General features: G+C 65.1%; 17 protein-coding genes. 7 read left to right on the forward strand and 10 right to left on the reverse strand.

The features are described from left to right. Window positions 1–146: 146 nt before the first annotated feature. From AC3WRR_RS13770 to AC3WRR_RS13790, 5 genes are all read right to left on the reverse strand, one after another. The gene (locus AC3WRR_RS13770) at window positions 147–1106 is read right to left on the reverse strand and encodes an SMP-30/gluconolactonase/LRE family protein (protein WP_010809275.1); all 960 of its coding nucleotides are present in this window, start codon (window positions 1104–1106) and stop codon (window positions 147–149) included. Between the two features lie 144 nt (window positions 1107–1250). Next, entirely contained in the window at window positions 1251–2051 is an 801-nt protein-coding gene (locus tag AC3WRR_RS13775) for an SDR family NAD(P)-dependent oxidoreductase (RefSeq protein WP_010809274.1), read from the reverse strand. A 42-nt stretch (window positions 2052–2093) separates the two neighbouring features. Beyond that, a complete protein-coding gene (locus tag AC3WRR_RS13780) occupies window positions 2094–2648 on the reverse strand; it encodes a carboxymuconolactone decarboxylase family protein (protein ID WP_010809273.1) in 555 nt (184 codons plus the stop codon). A 140-nt stretch (window positions 2649–2788) separates the two neighbouring features. Then, on the reverse strand, window positions 2789–4174 hold the full coding sequence (locus AC3WRR_RS13785; protein WP_010809272.1) for an MmgE/PrpD family protein: 1386 nt from the start codon (window positions 4172–4174) through the stop codon (window positions 2789–2791). 29 nt (window positions 4175–4203) lie between these two features. Next, window positions 4204–5208, reverse strand: coding sequence for a Bug family tripartite tricarboxylate transporter substrate binding protein (locus AC3WRR_RS13790; protein WP_010809271.1), 1005 nt, complete (start codon window positions 5206–5208; stop codon window positions 4204–4206). Window positions 5209–5423: 215 nt separating this feature from the next. Between AC3WRR_RS13790 and AC3WRR_RS13795 the strand changes: the two genes are divergently transcribed. Then, window positions 5424–6311: a LysR family transcriptional regulator gene (locus AC3WRR_RS13795; protein WP_010809270.1), complete on the forward strand. Its 888-nt coding sequence runs from the start codon at window positions 5424–5426 to the stop codon at window positions 6309–6311. A gap of 28 nt (window positions 6312–6339) precedes the next feature. Here the strand turns inward: AC3WRR_RS13795 and AC3WRR_RS13800 are convergent, their stop codons facing one another. The 3 genes from AC3WRR_RS13800 to AC3WRR_RS13810 form a co-directional block, all read right to left on the reverse strand. Beyond that, window positions 6340–7224, reverse strand: a complete 885-nt coding sequence (locus AC3WRR_RS13800; RefSeq protein ID WP_010809269.1) for an alpha/beta fold hydrolase — start codon at window positions 7222–7224, stop codon at window positions 6340–6342. A 296-nt stretch (window positions 7225–7520) separates the two neighbouring features. Then, window positions 7521–8498 (reverse strand): Bug family tripartite tricarboxylate transporter substrate binding protein, encoded by a 978-nt coding sequence (locus AC3WRR_RS13805; protein ID WP_041688106.1) that lies wholly within the window; start codon window positions 8496–8498, stop codon window positions 7521–7523. Window positions 8499–8619: 121 nt separating this feature from the next. After that, window positions 8620–9867, reverse strand: a complete 1248-nt coding sequence (locus AC3WRR_RS13810; protein WP_492297251.1) for a CaiB/BaiF CoA transferase family protein — start codon at window positions 9865–9867, stop codon at window positions 8620–8622. Window positions 9868–10320: 453 nt separating this feature from the next. Here AC3WRR_RS13810 and AC3WRR_RS13815 point away from each other — a divergent pair, with 453 nt between their 5' ends. Further along, complete coding sequence (locus AC3WRR_RS13815) at window positions 10321–11280, forward strand: Bug family tripartite tricarboxylate transporter substrate binding protein (RefSeq protein WP_010809266.1); 960 nt, start codon at window positions 10321–10323, stop codon at window positions 11278–11280. Window positions 11281–11349: 69 nt separating this feature from the next. On the opposite strand, the gene AC3WRR_RS13820 is transcribed toward AC3WRR_RS13815, so the two are convergent. After that, complete coding sequence (locus tag AC3WRR_RS13820; RefSeq protein ID WP_010809265.1) at window positions 11350–11676, reverse strand: hypothetical protein; 327 nt, start codon at window positions 11674–11676, stop codon at window positions 11350–11352. Window positions 11677–12286: 610 nt separating this feature from the next. On the opposite strand from AC3WRR_RS13820, the gene fdnG reads away from it, so the two are divergent. The 4 genes from fdnG to fdhE are packed head-to-tail and all read left to right on the forward strand — an operon-like array spanning window position 12287 to window position 17802. After that, window positions 12287–15376, forward strand: coding sequence for a formate dehydrogenase-N subunit alpha (gene fdnG / locus AC3WRR_RS13825; protein WP_010809264.1), 3090 nt, complete (start codon window positions 12287–12289; stop codon window positions 15374–15376). After that, window positions 15373–16263: a formate dehydrogenase subunit beta gene (fdxH, locus tag AC3WRR_RS13830; protein WP_010809263.1), complete on the forward strand. Its 891-nt coding sequence runs from the start codon at window positions 15373–15375 to the stop codon at window positions 16261–16263. The genes fdnG and fdxH overlap by 4 nt, the downstream gene beginning before the upstream one ends. Window positions 16264–16276: 13 nt before the next feature. Next, the gene (locus AC3WRR_RS13835; protein WP_010809262.1) at window positions 16277–16942 is read left to right on the forward strand and encodes a formate dehydrogenase subunit gamma; all 666 of its coding nucleotides are present in this window, start codon (window positions 16277–16279) and stop codon (window positions 16940–16942) included. After that, on the forward strand, window positions 16939–17802 hold the full coding sequence (fdhE, locus tag AC3WRR_RS13840) for a formate dehydrogenase accessory protein FdhE (RefSeq protein ID WP_010809261.1): 864 nt from the start codon (window positions 16939–16941) through the stop codon (window positions 17800–17802). Before AC3WRR_RS13835 ends, fdhE begins: the two co-directional genes overlap by 4 nt. 41 nt (window positions 17803–17843) lie before the next feature. Here the strand turns inward: fdhE and AC3WRR_RS13845 are convergent, their stop codons facing one another. Further along, on the reverse strand, window positions 17844–18422 hold the full coding sequence (locus AC3WRR_RS13845; RefSeq protein ID WP_037025411.1) for an NnrU family protein: 579 nt from the start codon (window positions 18420–18422) through the stop codon (window positions 17844–17846). Between the two features lie 76 nt (window positions 18423–18498). Here AC3WRR_RS13845 and AC3WRR_RS13850 point away from each other — a divergent pair, with 76 nt between their 5' ends. Continuing rightward, window positions 18499–18903: a VOC family protein gene (locus AC3WRR_RS13850; RefSeq protein ID WP_010809259.1), complete on the forward strand. Its 405-nt coding sequence runs from the start codon at window positions 18499–18501 to the stop codon at window positions 18901–18903. The last annotated feature ends 140 nt before the right edge of the window (window positions 18904–19043 follow it).

A 19043-nucleotide genomic window follows, 5' to 3' on the forward strand; every position in this document is an offset into this window, starting at 1 on the left:
GCCCACAAACTCTGCAGGGCCAACCGTATCCCCAAACCAGTCCCAGACCGCCAGCCCCCGGGGAAATCAGGACTGCAAACCGACGACGGACCTGGGTCCGGCGAGCACATTACTCAGGCCTGAGGCGCTTCAGTGGGTGCTTGCCGTCAGCCGCCGGCCGCGCCTTGCGTATTGACATAAAGCGTATAGATCGACGTACAGGACGCCATGAACAGCCGATTGCGATGGCGCCCCCCGAAACACAGGTTGGCACAGCGCTCTGGCAGGCTGATATGGCCGATGGGTTCGCCGTCCGGGGCAAAGATGCGCACGCCGTCGAGTTCGGGCGTGCCCATGCCCCAGCCGCACCACAGGTTGCCATCAATATCGACACGGAAGCCATCCGGGGTGCCGGGCCCGGCGTCAACCAGTACTCGGCTGTTGCCCAGCGCCTCGCCGCCTTCACTGACCTGAAAAGCGCGGATGCGGCGAGGCCGGGTGCGCGACTCGATCACATACAGCAATTCCTCGTCAGGCGAGAATGCCAGGCCATTGGGCCCGCTGACGTCATCGGCGACGATGTCAAGGCGGCCGCTGGCCGGATCGATGCGGTAAATGCGCTCCGGCAGTTCCGAAGTTGCCTTCTCGCCCTGGTAGTAGCCGGCGATACCGAACGGCGGATCGGTGAACCAGATCGAGTCGTCCGATTTCACCACCACGTCATTGGGCGAATTCAGCGGCTTGCCGTCATAGCGGTCCGCCAGCACGGTGATGCTGCCGTCATACTCGGTGCGCGTGACACGCCGGCCGACATGTTCACAGGTCACCAGCCTTCCCTGGCGGTCGCGGGTATTGCCATTGGCATGGTTTGACGGGCTACGGAACATGCTGGTGTTACCGGTCTCCTCATCCCAGCGCAGGATCCGGTCGTTCGGGACGTCGCTCCACAGCAGGTAGCGGCCATCACCGAACCAGACCGGGCCTTCGCTCCAGCGGCAGCCGGTGGCAATGCGGTCGATCGCGGCAAGGGGCAGGTGGTATTTCTCGAAGCGCGGGCTCAGTGCCTGGACGCGCGCATCCGGATAGCGCACCGGCTCGGCCGGCGCAAGGAAAGTGTGCATGGTCATGGTTCAGCCCAGAGGATCCGAAAAGAGGGTTAACCGTGGCGACGGGACGGGGTAACCGACAACACGGCACGCAGCAATGAGTCTTTGCCAGCCGCAGCTTGCAGCCAGCCCAGCGGCGAACGGTCGTCCGGCACCGGATGCTGATCAGTCGCAGCGTACGCTCATGCCACCGTCGACCACGATCTCCGTGCCGGTGACGAAGCGCGCCTCGTCGGATGCCAGGAACAGCGCCGCATTGGCGGTATCGCGGCCATCGCCCATGAACCCGAGCGGAATACGTGCCTGGCGCTGGGCCAGCAGTGAGTCGACATCACCGCCCGCACGTTGCCCGGCAAGGCGCGCCTCCACCATGGGCGTATGCATCTGGCCGGGGATCACCGTGTTGACGCGAATGTTCTTCCTGGCGTACTCGACCGCGACCACGCGCGAGAGTTGAATGATTGCCGCCTTGGCCGAGGCGTAGCCGACCTGGGCCGAACCGGTCCAGCGCATGCCCGAAGTCGACGCGGTATTGACGATGGCGCCGCCGCCCTGCCGCTCCATGTGCGGCAGCACGTGCTTGCAGGTCAGGAAGACACTCTTCAGGTTGAAGTTGAGCTGGCGGTCCCAGTCTTCTTCGCTAAGCTGCACCGGGCCACCCCTGGCCGAGCCGCCGACGTTGTTGACCAGCACATCCACGCGCCCGAAGCGCGCCACGCAGGCATCGACCATGGCCTTGACCGCGGCGGTGTCGGTCACGTCGCACAGGTGCGAGTCAAACTCTGCACCCGCGGCGTCCAGCCGCTCCAGCGTTTCACGCATCGCGTCAGCGCTTTTGTCGACGGCAAAGATCTTTGCGCCTTCCTGTGCAAAGCGCACCGCAACGGCGCGGCCATTGCCCCAACCGGGGCCGACGCAACCCGCGCCGGTAACGATGACAACCTTTCCTTCGAGACGGCCTGACATACGGAGTCCTTTTGTGTTTCGGGGTAACGGTTTGAACGGAATTCAGGCGCGCACCAGCTCCGGCGCGCTGCCGGCCGGGGGCATGACACCAAAAGCGTTGATCGTCATCGAGATCAGCGTGTAGTAGCCCGCCAGGCCAACGAGGTCCACCACCTGGTCCTTGCCCAGCACCGCCATCGCGCGCTGGTAAAGTTGGTCCGGCACATTGCGCGTGGCGTGCAGCACAGTCAGGAACTCATGGATCACGCGCTCATCCTCCTTGACGAAGGCCGGCTCACGGCCGGTGCGGATCGCCTCGACCACGTCTTCGGCCACGCCTGCCTTCAGCGCGATGGGCTTGTGTGCCCACCATTCGAATTCGGACATCCAGATGCGGGCCATCACCAGGATGGCCAGCTCCGACAGCCGCGGCGGCAACGACGAGTCATAGCGGCAGTACTGGCCCAGCGCCTGCGCGCGGTTGGCCAGGCCCGGGCGGTGCAGCCACATCGCAAGCGGCCCGCGAACCTGCCCGCGCGGACCGGCGGCAATGGCCGCGTGGACTTCCTGCTGCTCGGGCGTCAGTTCTTCGGGTTTCAGTGGCTTGAGGCGTTCCATTCGCTTGCGCTCCGTGTCGATGGTCGGAAGCGGAACGCAGGCCAGGGCACCGATGGGGCGCGATGCGACTGGGTCGGCCGGGCTGTCTCCGCTTCATTGTTGGTTTGATGAAAGCTATTCTGGTCGCCGGCATTCCGGCTTCAGGCGACGGATTCGGCGGCGGCGAGGATGTGGCGCACCGGCGTCGTCGCCAGCTTGCCAAATGCGTCGATCAGCACCTCAACCTGCGCGGGCGCAAGCACGTCCGCCGTCAAGGCGCGGAACTTGTCCCGGATGGCTGCCATGCGCGCCGGATTCTCCGCGGAACCCGACGGGTTGGCCTGGTACGCACGCAGCGGCTCACCGTTCTTCGACATCAGCTCCACCCAGCCACAGAAGCTGGCCGGATACAGCGCGTCGAGTTCGGGGTCGCGTACGATCTCGATCGCGTTGGCCAGCGCGATGATCTTCGGATCCGCCAGGCGGGCCTGCCCGAACTGCGCCGGCAGCACCTCGCCATCCAGCAGCGCCACCGCCAGCGCGTAACGGGCGCTCATCTGCGCGTTCAGCACACTGCCCGGCGCATAGCGGTAGCCGCATTGCACATCGACAACGGCCGGCATGCCGACGCGAATCGGCCCCTGCCCCGCCCAGTCGGCACGCAGCCGCAGCGCACCATCGACATGCGCATGGGCACTGCCGCAGCAAGCATAGGGCTTGAAGTTGGTCCGGGGCATGTGCCAGTCGCTGCCCAGCCCTGCCAGCAGCCTTTCCGGTTTGGGCGACTCCGAGAACGCCTTGAGCCAGCCGCCGTCCCCGGTCTCGAACAACTGCGTCGGGCCGGTCAGGCCGCGCGCCGCCAGTTCGGCAGCCATCACGCCGGCCTGAGCGCCGCGCCCCGGATGGAAGCGCTTCGAATCCGCGCCGTCGCAAGCGAACGCAAACAGTCCGCCCGACTGGGTGCCGGCAAGACCCAGCGCCCACGCCGTGCGCTCGGCGTCGAGCCCCAGCATCACCGCCGATGCCGCGGCTCCGCCCAGTGGCGCGCACACGGCGGTCATATGCCATCCCTTCATCCTGGCCAGCGCCGGCTGCAGCGCCAGTGAGCAGCGGATCATGGTTTCGTAGCCGACGGCAATAGCGGTTTCGACCCGCTCGGGCGGCACCTCGAGCGTCTCCGCCAACGCGAAGACCGCCGGCAATACGACCGCGCCCAAGTGGACCTTTGCATTATGGAAGTCGTCCAGCTCGTACGCGTGTGCAGCGGCGCCATTGACCAGCGCGGCATCGGCGGCGCGGTACGTCCTGCCCCGCCGGCCCCATGCGCGTGCCCCGCCATCGCACGGAGCGAGGTAACCATCGTCGGCCCAGCCACGGATAGCCTGCGACCAGGGCTCGTCATGCCCGGTCAGGCCGGCGCCGAACGTATCCAGCGAGAGTCCGGCGACCGCCTGCCGCACCGCGTCCGACAGGTCGGCGTTGCGGATGCCGGCGATCCATCCGGCGAGCTCCCGGGTGATGGCCATCGGTTGCGTTTGTTGATGCATGCTTGCTTGTCCTTGTCCCTGCCCTTCGCTCAATCGATACGGATGCTGGCTGCCTTGACGATGCCCGCGACCTTGTCGATCTCATCCTTGATCACCACCTTGAACTGTTCAGGCGTGGACTGCACGGTTTCAAAGGCCAGTTCGTCGAAGCGCGTCTTAAGACTGGCTTCGCGCACGGCCTTGTTGACCTCCTGCGAGAGCTTGCGGGTGATCTCCGCAGGCAGGTTGGCGGGACCCCAGAGCCCGTACCACGACAGCAACTCGAACCCGGGCAGGCCACTCTCGGCAACGGTCGGCACGCCGGGAAGCTGCGGAATACGCTTGCTGCTGGTGACCGCCAGCACCTTCAGCCGCCCCGCCTTGACGAACGGATATGCGCCTGGCATCGGCGACACCGCCGCCGACACGTGACCGCCCATCACGTCGTTCAACTGCGGCACGGCGCCCTTGTAGGACACGATATCCATCTCCAGCTTGAAGGCGTGGCGGATCATCTCCTCGGCCAGGTGGCTGGTGGTGCCTAGCCCGGAGGTGGCCCAGGTGTAGGTCCGCGGCTTGGCTTTCGCCAGCTTGACCAGGTCGCGCAGCGAGCTGGTGGGGAGGCTGGTGTTGGCGACGACGATCAGCGGCACATGCCCCACCTGTGCGATCGGGGTGAAATCCCTGATCGCGTCGTAAGGGGCGTTCTTCGCGACCAGCGGCAGGTAGACCTGGCTGGAGGCATTGAAGAGCAGCGTATAGCCGTCAGCCGATGCCTTCGCCACCGCTTCGGACCCGATCATGCCCGACGCGCCCGGTCGGTTCTCGATAACGATCGCTTGCCCAAGCTGACGCTGCAGCTGTGCAGCCACCAGGCGCCCGACTGTATCGATCGAGCCGCCCGGGGTGTAAGGGATGATCATCTTGATCGGGCGATTGGGATACGCCTCGCTCGCGAACGCCGCCGGCTGCGATCCGACCATCATGGCCATCATCGCGATCGCGCCGATCCCACCCAGCGCCGCACGCCGCCCTGTTCTGCCTGTCTTGTTCATGGCTGTCTCCTTGGTTTTTGCGCGGTCTCCAAAGGCTTCCGGATCCTTTCGTCCGCATGCCGCCGCGCTATGCAGGCCACTGTAGGGACGGGCCGGCAGACCGTCCAATACTGTTTCGCACCATGAGTTATAGGGCTGGCATATGACACGGCAGCGCGCTACCCCGGGTTGGTTGCGGCTATCCTAGTACCTTGTCCCGCAAGGAAATCAGCACCATGGAACTCCGGCAACTGCTCTATTTCGTGACCGTCGCGGATGAGTTGAACTTCAGCAAGGCGGCGGTGCGGCTGCACATGTCGCAGCCACCGCTCTCCCAGCAAATCAAGGCACTGGAAGACGAGATGGGCGTGGAGCTGTTGGTGCGCAATCGCCGGGAAGTGCGCCTGACCGACGCGGGCCGTGCCTTCCAGGCAGACTGCCGCGCCGTGCTCGAACAGGTGCGCGTAGCCGTGACCACCGCGCGGCGCACGGCGGCCGGCGACATCGGCACACTGCAGATCGGCATGGTGACGTCAGGCATCTTCCATGTGCTGCCTACCATCCTGACGCGCATGGCAGAGCGTTTTCCCGGACTGCATATCGCCGTGACCGACATGGGCTCGGCCGACCAGGCGCATGCCGTGATGCAGGGCAAGCTCGATATCGGCATCGTGCATTCGATCCCGACGCGCAGCGGCCTCGGCAAGACGCCGATCTTCACCGAGTATTTCACTATCGTCGTGCCCGAGGGCCACGAACTCGCCGCAAGGCCGGCGCTGGCGCTCCGCGACCTCGAGGGCGTGCCGCTGGTGGCATTCTCGCGTGAGCACGCGCCGGCGCTGTTCGACGGCATGATCGCCTCATGCCTGCATGCCGGCTTCAGTCCCGTCATTGCGCATACGGCGCGCAATCCGCTGACCACTTTCCAGATGGTAAAGCTCGGCCTGGGCGTGGCGCTGGTGCCGCGTTCCTACGCCCGCGCCGGGCTGCCAGGCGTGGTGTTCCGCGAGATCGGCCAGACCGCTGGCCACATCCAGCTCTATGCAATCTGGCGTGAGCAGGCGCCCAGCGATCTGGTCATGCGGGTCGTGAGCGAAGTGATGAGCGAACCGATCGGCTACTAAGCCGCATCTCGGCACCGTCATACCGCCTTCAAGCCACCGTGCTTCGCGCCGGAGACAGCGCAGCCACATAGTCGATGATCGCCGCCACAACCTCGTCCAGCCGCTCCGGCAGCAAGGCATGCGCGGCATCGCGGATGGTGAGGTTGGTCACGCGCTCACCCAGGTAGTCACGCAGCACATTGGCATAGCGCTGCGGTGCAATCACATCGTACTCAGCCTGCACATTCAGGATCGGCACGTTGCCGCCAGCGAAGAAGTCATCGACCGGTGTGCGCTTCTGAGCCAGCGTCTGCATCGTCATCAGCTCCGTGTTCCAGCCTTGCAGCCACGGTGCAGGATCATTGCACGGCGCGAAGAATACGGCGCGCAGGCTTTCCAGGCGCACCGCGTCCGGCAGGCTGGTATCGCCGCAGCGCTCGATCTGGGCGCGTACCTCCGGCGGAATCGGCACGGCATCGACGTCCTTCGGCACCTTGCCCGCCGAGCCGGCCAGCAGGACCAGCGCGCGCACCAGGTCGGGCCGGTCGCTGGCCACGGTGCGGGCGATCCAGTTGCCATGGGCATGCCCGACGATCACGACCGGCGCCTGGCCGGCATGCTCGATCACGGCCGCGATATCGCCTGCCCAGTCGTGCAACGTCTTGTCGGCAAGCGGGCCGACGCTGCGGCCATTGCCGCGCGGCTCCGGGCAGAGCACGCGATAACCGGCAGCCGCAAGCGGCTCGGCCAGTTCCAGCATGTCAGTTGCGCCGCGGCCGAGCGATGGCAGCAAGACGATGGCCGGGCCGGCACCCAGCTCGTAGACCTCGATGGAGATCGCCGCCGAGCGCGTTACTTCATAGCGCCGGACTGCGCTCTGCTTGTCCCCGGCGTGCGATGTTGCCTGCGCTTGCTGCTCGGTGTTGCCTGGCATGGCCTGGTCTCCTCAGTGTGCTGGTCAGGACAACGGCGTCCTGCACCTTGTGCGCACCACTGTACCGAGGCCATTATTTAAATTCCAATATGGAATCTGACTGAGAGTTATAGGGCTGGCGTGCAACAAGCAAGCCCTGGAGAACGCGCAGAAGGCAAACGGATTGAAGAGCAAATGAGAAGTGTCGGGGGAAGACTCCTGGTAGCCCGTGGCACCCACTTCCCGCGGCGAAGGCCACTCCAACCTCGCCAACTGGCACCGGGCACGCCATTGCAGCGTGCCCGGCTTGCGGACGCTTACTCGACCGCGATGCCTTTCTCGCGGATCACCTTGCCCCACTTGGAATAGTCCTGCTGGATGCGCTGGCCCATCTGCGCCGGCGCCTGGTAGTTGGCAATGGCGCCGGCCTTCAGCAACTTGTCCTGTACATCCTTGTCGGCCAGGATCTTGCCGACCTCGCCCGACACGCGGTCCACCACCTCCTTGGGCGTTCCCGGCGGCGCCAGCAGGCCGCCCCAGGAAACGGCGTCGTAGCCCTTGAAGCCTTGCTCGGCAATGGTCTTGACGTCCGGCAGCATGCTCACGCGCTGCGGCGAGCCGACCGCGATGGCGCGCAGCTTGCCCGCCTGGATGTGCGGCAGCGCGGCGACGAGGTCGGCGTACATGATCGGGACCTGGCCACCGAGGGTGTCGCTGATGGCGGGCACGCCGCCCTTGTAGGGCACGTGCTGCATCTCGAAGCCGCCCATCTGCTTGAGCAGTTCCATGCTCAGGTGGCCGAAGCTGCCCGCGCCGGAGCTGGTGTAGTTGAGCTTGCCCGGCTGTGCCTTGGCCTGTGCGATCAGCTTGGGCAGGTCGGTCACGTTGGGCAGCAGCGTCGGGTTGACCACCACCACGATCGGCAGGTCATAGACGGTGGCCACGGGCGTGAAGTCCTTGGTCGTGTCGTAGCCCGCTTTCTTGTACAGGTGCGGCGCCAGCAGCGTGGGCGTGGCCAGCATCATCAGCGTGTAGCCGTCAGGCGCGCTCTTGGCTACCTGCGCGGCAGCGATGGAACCCGATGCACCGGCGCGGTTCTCGACCACGACGGGCTGCTTCAGGCGCTCGGCCAGCTTCTGGCCGACGATGCGCGACGCCGTATCCGTGGGCCCGCCCGGCGGGAACGGCACGACAAGCTTGATCGGCTTGCTGGGCCAGGATTGCGCGAAAGCGCTGCCGGCGAGCAGCGGCACTGCGGCCAGGGCCAGAATGGCACGACGCCGGGAGTGGACCATACGGGTGAAATTTCGAGTGCGCACGATGTTGTTCCAGTTTGAATCAGTGCAAGGGAACCCAAGCCCCCCTTGCCGGGCAGGGCTGCGCGGACGCCCATGAGCGTCCGCGCGGCGCGAATACTCAGGCTTGCTGCGGTGCCTCGGGCAGCGTCAGCACGCCGCGGGCCTGCAGGTCCTGCAACTGCTCATCGCTCATCTGCAGCAGGTTCTGCAGTACCGCCCGCGTGCCCTCGCCCAGCGTGGGCGGCGCGTTGCGGATCGGCAGGCGCTGGCCATCCAGACGATATGGGGGCGCGAATACGTGCGTGCTGCCTGCCACGGGATGGGGCATCTCGCGCAGCAGACCGCCCTCGCGGGTCCGTTCGCTGGTCAAAGCCTCGTGCAGTCCCGCCACCTTGCCACAGGGAATGCCGCAGGCGGTCATGCGCTCGAGCAGCAGGTCGCGCGCAAAGCTGCGGATCAGGCCCGTGATCAGCGGGGTCAGCGTCTCGCGGTTTCTGGCGCGCTCCACATTGGTGGCATAGCGCGGGTCCTCGACGATGTCCGGACGCTCGATGACCTGGCGGCAGAACTTGTCGAACTGGCTGTTGTTGCCCACCGCGATGATCAGCGGGCCATCGGCGGACTCGAACATGCCATAGGGCACGATGGACGGATGGGCATTGCCATAGCGGGCGGGGTCGCGCCCGAGCAGCATGGCGTCCAGGCCGTAGTAGCCGGTGACCATCAGCCCGCAGTCGTACAGCGCCATCTCGATCAGCTGGCCCTTGCCCTTGCGCTCGCGGCGGAACAAGGCAGCCAGCACCGCCTGCGCGGCATACATGCCGGTCATCAGGTCCACCACGGCTACGCCGAACTTCAGCGGCGGCGTGTCGGCTTCGCCGTTGAGCGCCATGAGGCCGGCCTCACCCTGGATCACCAGGTCGTAGCCGGGACGCTTGGCCTCGGGGCCTCTGGTGTTGTAGCCGGAAACCGCGCAGTAGATCAGCTCGGGCTTGATCGCCTTGAGCTGTTCGTAGCCAAGGCCCAGCTTCTCGGCCCCGCCGGTCTTGAAATTGTGGATGACCACGTCGAACTGCGGCAGCAGGTCGTAGACAATCTGCACGCCTTCCTTGCTCTGCAGATCCAGCGTGATGGACCGCTTGTTGCGGTTCATGCTGTTGTAGTAGGTGGTCTCGGTCTTGCCGATGCGCATGCCCCAGTCGCGCGTGTCGTCGCCGCGGCCGGGGTGCTCCACCTTGACCACCTCCGCGCCGAAATCGGCCAGTACCTGGCCACACAGCGGCCCCGCAAACACGCGCGACAAGTCGAGTACGCGCACGCCCTCAAGCGGGAAATCGATGCCTTGGGATTGATCAGGCGTCTGCATTGTTGGTCTCCATGGGCTGTTTCGAGGCACGAGCCGTCTGTGAGTAATCGTAGCTTATGTCGGGCTGGCGTCACGCGATGCCGGCAGGGCTGCCACATAGCGCAGCACGCTGGATGGCGCGTGCCGGAATCCCGAACGTCGGTACCGGCGATGAAGACTCAGCGCATCGCCGACGACGGTGCGACAGAAGGAAGCAGAAGCTCTTCCTCGGGCGTGAAAGGTCCCCATCGCGGTCAGCCTAGCATTCTTGCTTGGATAAATACGCTATACAATCCCTCTTCACATTGACAAAATGTTCAATAAAATTTGACAGTTGATCCTGGGGGCGGGCGAAGCGCGGTGCGCGCCCAGGCATTTGACCCATAACATCGATATTAGACGCGCGCGTCACCTTGCCCTCTTCCGGGATCCGGGCGCCTCGTCACACACCGACAATCATTCGAGGAGATTCCGTTGAAGCCGTCGAGCAAACACATTGTTGCGCTGCTGCTGGCCGTCGCCAGCACCGCCCGCGCCGCCTATCCGGACCGCCCTATCAAGCTGATCGTGCCGTTCCCGCCCGGACAGGCCACTGACATCTTCGCGCGCGCCCTGGCCGAGAGGCTGGGCAAGCAGCTAGGCCAGTCAATCGTGGTGGAAAACCGCGCCGGCGCCGGCGGCAACATCGGCATGGAAGTGGCCGCGAAAGCCCCGGCAGACGGCTACACGCTCGTCATGGGCGGCAGCGCGATGGCCATCAACCAGACGCTGTACAAGAAGACCAATTACGATCCGCGTCAGGACTTCGCGCCGATCTCGGGTGTGTTCTCGGTGCCGCTGGTGTTCCTGGCTACGCCACAATCGGGCTTCACGTCATTGCGCGACCTGATCGCCAAGGCCAAGGCCGCACCGGGCAAGTACAGCTATGCCAGCGCTGGCATCGGCGGCACGCAGCACCTGTCTGCCGAGATGCTCAAAGCGCAGACCGGCGTGTTTATCGTGCATATTCCCTACAAGGGCAGCGGCCCCGCGCAGGCGGATTTCCTGGGCAACCAGATTCCGCTGATGGTCGATTCCGTGACCGCCGCCCTGCCGCTGATCCAGACCAGCAAGGCCGTGCCGCTTGCTGTAACAACGTCAAAGCGCGTGCCGCAGTTGCGGTCGGTGCCAACCGTGCGTGAGGAAGGCGTACCGGGTTTCGAAGCGCTTGGATGGGCGGTGATGATGGCGCCCGCGGGCACGCCGCCGGCAATCGTCAATCAGCTCAATGCGGAGACGGTGAAGGCACTGCAATCGCCCGAACTGCACAAGTTCATTACGGATCGCGGGTCGGAGCCGATGCCGATGACTCCGGTTGAGACGGGGAAGTTTGTGGATAGCGAGATTCGGAAGTGGGCGACAGTCGTGAAACGGTCGGGCGCAACGGCGGATTGAGGGGGCGAAGTGGTCGCCCATGCGCCATTCCTGGCGTCGCAGCCGGATGCCAGCCCAGCCGGTCGCCGCTTACAGCGGCCCGGGCAGCGTCTTCAGGCCGACCCAGAGCACCACGATGACAACATTGACCGGCACGCAGAGCGCTCCGGGCACGTAGAAGAGTGCTGACAGCGCAGGCGCGGACAGCACCAACTCCACCACGCTACCCAGCCCATAGCAGCAGACACCGCACCAGAGCCAGCGCCGCATGTAGGTTAGCAGCCAATGCGCGCGCGCCTTGTTGAAATGCCAGGCGAGGGCTCGTTCAGCGCGGTTGCCTTTGCTGGCGTCCCGGTACAGCCAGCCGAAGAAGAAGTAGCGGTACAGCAGGGCGCGAAATGTCAGCTCTTGCGTCATCACTCATCTGGCCTCTGCCAGCCCATGGAGTGCAAAGATCTTCAAGCCCTCGCCGCATGCAGGAATGCCAGCGGCACAGGCCAATTGCCGTTCTGTTCAATATCATTGGTAGAAACGGCCAGCATGGAAGTCAAGCGTGACGCTTCCTTGGGGCATGAGCCGCCCGCGCCGAACCGGACTTTCCCCTATTTGGAGTAATCGGCCGGTCGTGCTACGCTCCTCAGCGAGCGATACCCGTCCCGACGTCGTGCCCCGGTGGGGCCGCGCATCTGCAGGGCAATCCGCAGGGCGTTTCGGGCTCATTCTCATCGCTTATCCAAATTAGTCTGCATTCGAACCTGAGCGGCATTTCTCCGCTCGTGGAGCCGTGCGCGCGGAAAACCGGCACGGATGACGTCGCGTCGTGACCGGCGCCGCGACGTCATTTGTGGTTGGTCATCCTCTTGCGCATGCACCTCAGGGACGTGCCGGACGGGGCATCTCCGTGATCGATCGCGATCCGGACGCCCCGAGGATACGTGCGCCCAAATGAAGCTGCGGGTCTCGAATGCGATCGCCCCCACCCCTGGCAGCAGGGATGGGCGGAAGAAGAAATGACGATGAGACCACGATGACCTACACCACCAATATCGGACGTCGGCAGTTCCTCAAGATCCTTGGCTTTGGATCTGTTGCCGTCTCGGCCTCGGCGCTGGGCCTGGGTACTGCCTGGGCGCAGGCGCCTGCCGGCGTGCGCCCCTACAAGCTGCTGCGTGCGAAAGAGACGCGCAACAACTGCACCTATTGCTCGGTCGGGTGCGGCCTGCTGATGTATTCGCTGGGTGACGGCGCCAGGAACGCGAAGCCCCGCATCTTCCACATCGAGGGGGATCCCGATCACCCGGTCAGCCGTGGTTCGCTCTGTCCCAAGGGCGCCGGGCTGCTGGACATCGTCCATTCGAAGAACCGGTTGCAGTATCCGGAATATCGCGCGCCGGGATCAAAGGAGTGGGTGCGCATCAGTTGGGACGATGCGACCAGGCGCATCGCCCGCCTGCTGAAGGACGACCGCGACAAGAACTTCATCGCGCGCAACGACAAGGGCCAGCTGGTCAACCGCTGGCTCAGTTCGGGCATGCTCGCCTCGTCGGCGGCATCTAACGAAACCGGGGTTCTCGACTTCAAGTTTGCCCGATCGCTGGGCATGCTGGCGCTGGACTGCCAGGCGCGCCTGTGCCACGGGCCAACGGTTTCGGCGCTGGGGCCGTCCTTCGGGCGCGGCGCGATGACGAATCACTGGGTGGACATCAAGAACGCCAATGTCGTCATCGTCATGGGCGGCAACCCGGCCGAGGCCCATCCGGTCGGCTTCAAGTGGGTGATCGAGGCCAAGATCAGGAACAAGGCCAAGGTCATCGTCATTGATCCGCGCTTCAACCGCACCGCCTCGGTTGCCGATATCTTCTCGCCGATCCGGGCGGGGTCGGACACGGCATTCCTGATGGGCATGGTCAACTGGCTGCTGCAGCACGACAAGATCCAGCACGACTATGTACGCGCGTACACCAACGCGTCGCTGATCGTACGCGAGGATTTCGGCTTCGACGAAGGGTTGTTCTCGGGCTTCGATCCGCAGAAGCTCGTCTACGACAAATCCTCCTGGAACTATGAGCTGGACGCGGCGGGGAACGCGAAACGCGATCCCTCGATGCGCCATCCGCGCTGCGTGCTGAGCCTGCTGAAGCAGCACGTGTCACGCTACACGCCCGAGAAGGTCGAGGAGATCACCGGCGTCCGCAAGGCCGACTTCCTGCAGATCGCCGAGATCGTCGGCTCGTGCTCGGCGAAGGACAAGACCCTGACCTGGCTTTACGCACTCGGCTGGACGCACCACACCGGTGGCGCGCAGATCATCCGCGGCGCCGCGATGATCCAGCTGCTGCTGGGCAATGTCGGTATGTCCGGCGGCGGCGTCAATGCGCTGCGCGGGCATTCCAATATCCAGGGCTATACCGACCTTGGCCTGCTGTCAGTGCGGCTGCCGGGCTACATGGACCTGCCCGCCGACAGGCAGCAGACCCTGAAGCAATACCTGGCCGATGCCACGCCCAAGGCCGTGCTGCCCGATCAGGTGAACTACTGGAAGAACCTGCCCAAGTTCTTCGTCTCACTGCAGAAGAACCTGTTCGGCAAGCATGCCACTGCGGAAAACAACTGGGCCTTCGACCTGCTGCCGAAATGGGACCGCAGCTACGACATGCTGGCCTATTTCGACCTGATGTACGAGGGCAAGGTCAACGGCTATGTCGTCCAGGGGTTCAACCCGCTGGCGGCGATGCCTGACAAGAACAAGACCTCGGCCGCGCTGTCGAAACTGAAGTTCCTCGTGGTCATCGACCCGCTGGTGACCGAGACCTCCAACTTCTGGCGCAACGAAGGCAAGTTCAACGACGTCAAGACCGAAGAGATCATGACCGAGGTCTTCCGGCTGCCGTCGAGCTGCTTTGCCGAGGAAGACGGGACGGTCGTGAACTCCGGCCGCTGGCTGCAATGGCACTACGCGGGCCAGCAGCCGCCGGGCGAGGCGCGTCATGACCCGGCCATCCTCGGCGGCATCATGATGGAGCTGCGGCGGCTCTACGAGAAGGAAGGCGGCGCCTGCCCGGAACAGGTGCTGCACATGACCTGGGACGAGGCGACCTATCACGATCCGCACAGCCCGCATCCCGAGGAAATGGCCAAGGAAGCCAATGGCTACGCGCTGGCAGACGTGTTCGACGAGACCGGCAAGAAGATCCTGCGCAAGGGCCAGCTGCTGGATTCGTTCGCCCAACTGCGCGACGACGGCACCACCTCAAGCTACTGCTGGATCTTCGCCGGTTCCTGGACCGAGGCGGGCAACCAGATGGCCAGGCGCGACAACACCGACACCGGCCTGGGCAACACGCCGGGCTGGGCCTGGTCGTGGCCCGCGAACCGCCGCATCCTCTACAACCGCGCCTCGATGGACGAGATGGGGAACCCCTGGGACCCCAAGCGCCAGATCCTGCATTGGAACGGCGAGAAATGGGTGGGCGCTGACGTGCCCGACTTTCCGCTCACTGCGGCGCCCGGCACGCCCGTCGGCCCCTTCATCATGCTGCCCGAAGGCGTCGGGCGCCTGTTCTCCGTCGGCGGCATGACCGACGGCCCCTTCCCCGAGCATTACGAGCCGGTTGAAAGCCCGATCGCCAAGAACCCCCTGCACGACAAGGTCACGCACAACCCGACCGCCCGCATCTTCCAGAACGATGCGCAGCGGATGGGCAACCGCACCGAGTTCCCCTATGTCGCCACGACCTATTCCATCACGGAACTGTTCCGCCACTGGACCAAGCACTCGCACCTGAACGCCATGCTCCAGCCCGAGCAATTCGTCGAGATCGGCGAAAAGCTGGCCGCGGACAAGGGCATCGCGCATGGCGACACAGTGAAGATCACGACCAAGCGCGGCCATATCACTGCCAAGGCCGTGGTGACCAAGCGCATGCGCACGCTCCGGGTGGCCGGGCAGGCGGTCGATCAGATCGGCATCCCCTGCCATTGGGGCTTCGAGGGGGCGACCCGCAAGGGCTATCTCGCCAACACGCTTGCGCCCGGTGTCGGCGACGCCAATTCGCAAACGCCGGAATTCAAGGCATTCCTTGTAAACATTGAAAAAGTGGCGGGAGCGCAAACATGAACTCGCAGAACATCATCCGTAGCTCGGCCTCGTCGGAGCTGACACCCGCCCCTCGTATCCGCGACCATCAGATGGAAGTGGCCAAGCTGATCGACGTGTCGATCTGCATCGGCTGCAAGGCGTGCCAGGTCGCCTGCAACGAATGGAACGACCTGCGCGGCGACGTGCAGGAGAATGTCGGCGTCTACGACAATCCGCGCGACCTGTCGCCCAACACCTGGACCCTGATGCGCTTCACCGAGCATGAGGACCAGGCGGGCAAGCTGGAATGGCTGATCCGCAAGGACGGCTGCATGCATTGCGAGGATCCCGGCTGCCTGAAAGCCTGCCCGGCGCCGGGCGCCATCGTCCAGTACGCCAACGGCATCGTCGACTTCCAGTCCGACCTGTGCATCGGCTGCGGCTATTGCGTCGCGGGCTGCCCCTTCGACGTGCCGCGTATTTCCAAGCTGGACAACAAGGCCTACAAGTGCACGCTGTGCTCGGACCGCGTCTCGGTCGGGCAGGAGCCTGCCTGCGTCAAGACCTGCCCGACCGGCGCCATCGCCTTTGGCTCGAAGGCAGAGATGCAATCCCTTGCCGGCGAGCGCGTGGCCGAGTTGAATGAGCGCGGCTATGCCAGGGCCGGCCTGTATGACCCGGCGGGGGTCGGCGGCACCCACGTGATGTATGTGCTGCAACATGCCGACGACCCGAAGCGTTACGCGGGCTTGCCGAAGGACCCGGAGATCAGCTCGGTGGTCTCCGGCTGGAAGGATGGCCTGAAACCCGTAGCCGGCTTCGTCGGCGCGGCGGCGGTCGTGGGCATGGCGGCGCATTTCATGGCGGTCGGCCCCAACATCACCGAATCAGACGAACACGACGCCCCGACTGACGGCGCAGCATAAGCGGAGACCGGAAATGGCGACCAACAACGACAGGATCCTGCGCACGAAATTCGCCGAGCGGCTGTGTCACTGGGCGATCGTGCTCTGCTTCTTCCTTGCAGCGGTTTCGGGAATCTCGTGGTTCTTCCCGACGGTGAGCTGGCTGAGCGGCTTCCTTGGCACGCCGCAGATGGCACGGCTGCTCCACCCGTTCCTGGGCATCGCGGTGTTCGCGGGGCTGTGCTACATGTTCTGGCGCTTTGTCGGCCACAACATGCCCGCGCGCACCGACGCGATCTGGTTCCGCCGCGCCAGGGAAGTGCTGCTGAACCAGCATGGTGGCGAACCGCTGCAGATCGGCAAGTACAACGCCGGCCAGAAGGTGCTGTTCTGGCTCATTATGGCTTCGATCCTGGCCCTGCTGGTCTCCGGCCTGATCATGTGGCGCGCCTATTTCGCCGAGTATTTCCCGATTCCAGTGCTCCGCCTGGCGATCCTGGCCCATTCCGTCGCGGGGATCGGCCTGATCCTGCTGATCGTGGGCCACATCTATCTGGCGATCTGGGTCCGCGGCTCGATCACCGGCATGGTGACGGGCTACGTCTCGCGCGCCTGGGCCAGGCAGCACCATGACCGCTGGTATGGCGAGTTGCAGGCAAAGGAGTCGAAAGCGGCGCAAGCGAAGGGGAACGAGGCATGAACCAGCATCAGGCCACGCCGGGAACACTGCCATCGGACGAGGCCTCCCGGCATTTCACGCCGCTGATCCAGCCAGACCTTGCCGGTCTTTACAGCCGCCGCGCCGCACGCCTGCGCGCGCTGGCCGAAGGGCACGACCTTGCCGATTACCTGCGCCTGGCCGCCCGCGTGGCCGAGGTGCAGGCATCGCTTGTGGCCGAGGCCGATGTGTCCGCCCCGGCAGACGCCAGGGCCATCCCGCAGGAGGGGCATTGGGGCGCCCTGCTTGATCGGTTGATCGAGCGGCTCGCGCACGATGTTCCCGCCCCGGTCGCCCCGCATCTTGCGGCGCTGCGCGCCCTCCCTGCGGATGCGCGCCTTGGCGCCGCCCAGGCGCTGACCGAGGGCCGCTTTGATGCGGTGCCGGCGGCAATCGCGCCCTTCCTCTGGGCTGCGCTCTCGCTGCAATGTGCCAGCGCCGCGCGGGCGGCGCCCGTGCCCGACAGCGGCCCGGCCGAGCACGCATCCTGCCCGGTCTGCGGCACTGCCCCCGTGGCAAGCCTGATCCTGATCGGCGACCGCCAGGGCATGCGCTATCTGCATTGCGCGCTCTGCGAGAGCCAGTGGCACATGGTGCGGGCGAAATGCACCAACTGCGGCGAAGCCTCGGAGCTTGACTACCTCAGCTTCGACACCGCCGAAGCTACGGTGCGCGCCGAAAGCTGCGGGGTGTGCCACGGTTACCTGAAGGTGATCTCACTGGAACGCGACCCGCAGGCCGAGGCCGTGGCCGATGACCTTGCCTCCCTGGCGCTGGACGATGCTGTGACGGCGGAGGGCTATCAACGGACCGGGTTTAATCCCTTTGCGCTGCCGGGATGAGGCGCTGCCCGACCTGTCCTGCTGACGACCAGATTCTTCGCCTATCCGAACGCCCGCACGCCAGTCATCCATTCGTGAAGCACGAATCCGAACAGCACCCAGCCTGCCAGCCCGACGACCGCCACCATCGCATCGCGCGCAGGTGTCCCGGCCGGGTAGCTGGTTCCTGCTTCCCGGTCCCGCCGGCGCGCTGACACGAAGTCCGCCACCGCCCACGCCAGGAACGCGCCAAACAGCACCACTGCCGCGAGTGTTCCGTTGGCAAGAAGGTGCCCCAGGGCCCAGGCCTGCACGCCTGCCAGCATCGGATGGCCAAGCGCAGCCTTGATGCGGTTGCGAGGCACATACGCCGCCGCAATCAGCACAAAGGCCGGGATCGTGAGCAATGCGGCAACGTGCCGCCCCCACACCGGCGCCGTCCAGGCCATCACAGGATCCGCGCTGGCCAGGCCGTAGCCCCAGACAACCAGCGCCAGGCCGGCAATCGAAACCAGGGTGTACAAGCCTTTCCAGCGACGGGGGCCGAGCCTGGCAATCTGCGCGGTGCGCCATGGGTCGGCAACCATGCGTACCGAGTGCGAACCCAGAAAAATGAGCAATCCCAAAACCAGTACCGTCATGCTGCTACCCCTTTCTCTAGCGCCCGTCCCACGCCTAAGCTAGTCACAGGTCCAGCCTTGACCAGGAGGGTTTCCCATGCTTCAGAACAGTGACGTCGCGGCCAGGATTCCTGCGCAAGACCTCGCGCGAGCGAGATCCTTCTACTCGAGCAAGCTCGGTCTTGAGCCAGTTGAGGAACGGCCCGGCGGCCTGCGCTACAAGTGCGGCAACAGCTACTTCGTACTTTTCGAGTCGGCTGGCTCGGCCTCTGGCAATCACACACAAATGGCCTGGGAGGTCGATGACATCCAGGCAACCGTTAGCGAGCTGCGGCAGCTGGGAGTCGTGTTCGAAGAATACGATCTTCCCGGCCTCAAGACCATCAACGGGATCGCCGAGGTCCAGGGGAACTACCCGTCCAAGGGTGGCCTGGGCGAGAAAGGTGCCTGGTTCAGAGACAGCGAGGGCAACCTCCTTGCCATCGGGCAACCGATCAGGTGAGTCGATCGGCCTGATTGAACTGCTCCTTCGGACCGTGCACCGCGCTGCATCACCCTGGCTTGGAAGGCTTGGTGCTCTCACGTGGGCCGCCAACATGCCATGTCATGGCACGCCGCCGCCCGCCCCCGCCTGCGCCGGGG

The organism is Cupriavidus sp. FW305-3-2-15-C-LB2 (genome assembly GCF_058787575.1).

Bases quoted from the DNA above. Each gene is read 5' to 3' on its own strand.
- AC3WRR_RS13770 (WP_010809275.1), bottom strand. From the start codon at position 1,106: ATGACCATGCACACTTTCCTTGCGCCGGCCGAGCCGGTGCGCTATCCG.
- AC3WRR_RS13775 (WP_010809274.1), bottom strand. From the start codon at position 2,051: ATGTCAGGCCGTCTCGAAGGAAAGGTTGTCATCGTTACCGGCGCGGGT.
- AC3WRR_RS13780 (WP_010809273.1), bottom strand. From the start codon at position 2,648: ATGGAACGCCTCAAGCCACTGAAACCCGAAGAACTGACGCCCGAGCAG.
- AC3WRR_RS13785 (WP_010809272.1), bottom strand. From the start codon at position 4,174: ATGCATCAACAAACGCAACCGATGGCCATCACCCGGGAGCTCGCCGGA.
- AC3WRR_RS13790 (WP_010809271.1), bottom strand. From the start codon at position 5,208: ATGAACAAGACAGGCAGAACAGGGCGGCGTGCGGCGCTGGGTGGGATC.
- AC3WRR_RS13795 (WP_010809270.1), top strand. From the start codon at position 5,424: ATGGAACTCCGGCAACTGCTCTATTTCGTGACCGTCGCGGATGAGTTG.
- AC3WRR_RS13800 (WP_010809269.1), bottom strand. From the start codon at position 7,224: ATGCCAGGCAACACCGAGCAGCAAGCGCAGGCAACATCGCACGCCGGG.
- AC3WRR_RS13805 (WP_041688106.1), bottom strand. From the start codon at position 8,498: ATGGTCCACTCCCGGCGTCGTGCCATTCTGGCCCTGGCCGCAGTGCCG.
- AC3WRR_RS13810 (WP_492297251.1), bottom strand. From the start codon at position 9,867: ATGCAGACGCCTGATCAATCCCAAGGCATCGATTTCCCGCTTGAGGGC.
- AC3WRR_RS13820 (WP_010809265.1), bottom strand. From the start codon at position 11,676: ATGACGCAAGAGCTGACATTTCGCGCCCTGCTGTACCGCTACTTCTTC.
- fdnG (WP_010809264.1), top strand. From the start codon at position 12,287: ATGACCTACACCACCAATATCGGACGTCGGCAGTTCCTCAAGATCCTT.
- fdxH (WP_010809263.1), top strand. From the start codon at position 15,373: ATGAACTCGCAGAACATCATCCGTAGCTCGGCCTCGTCGGAGCTGACA.
- AC3WRR_RS13835 (WP_010809262.1), top strand. From the start codon at position 16,277: ATGGCGACCAACAACGACAGGATCCTGCGCACGAAATTCGCCGAGCGG.
- fdhE (WP_010809261.1), top strand. From the start codon at position 16,939: ATGAACCAGCATCAGGCCACGCCGGGAACACTGCCATCGGACGAGGCC.
- AC3WRR_RS13845 (WP_037025411.1), bottom strand. From the start codon at position 18,422: ATGACGGTACTGGTTTTGGGATTGCTCATTTTTCTGGGTTCGCACTCG.
- AC3WRR_RS13850 (WP_010809259.1), top strand. From the start codon at position 18,499: ATGCTTCAGAACAGTGACGTCGCGGCCAGGATTCCTGCGCAAGACCTC.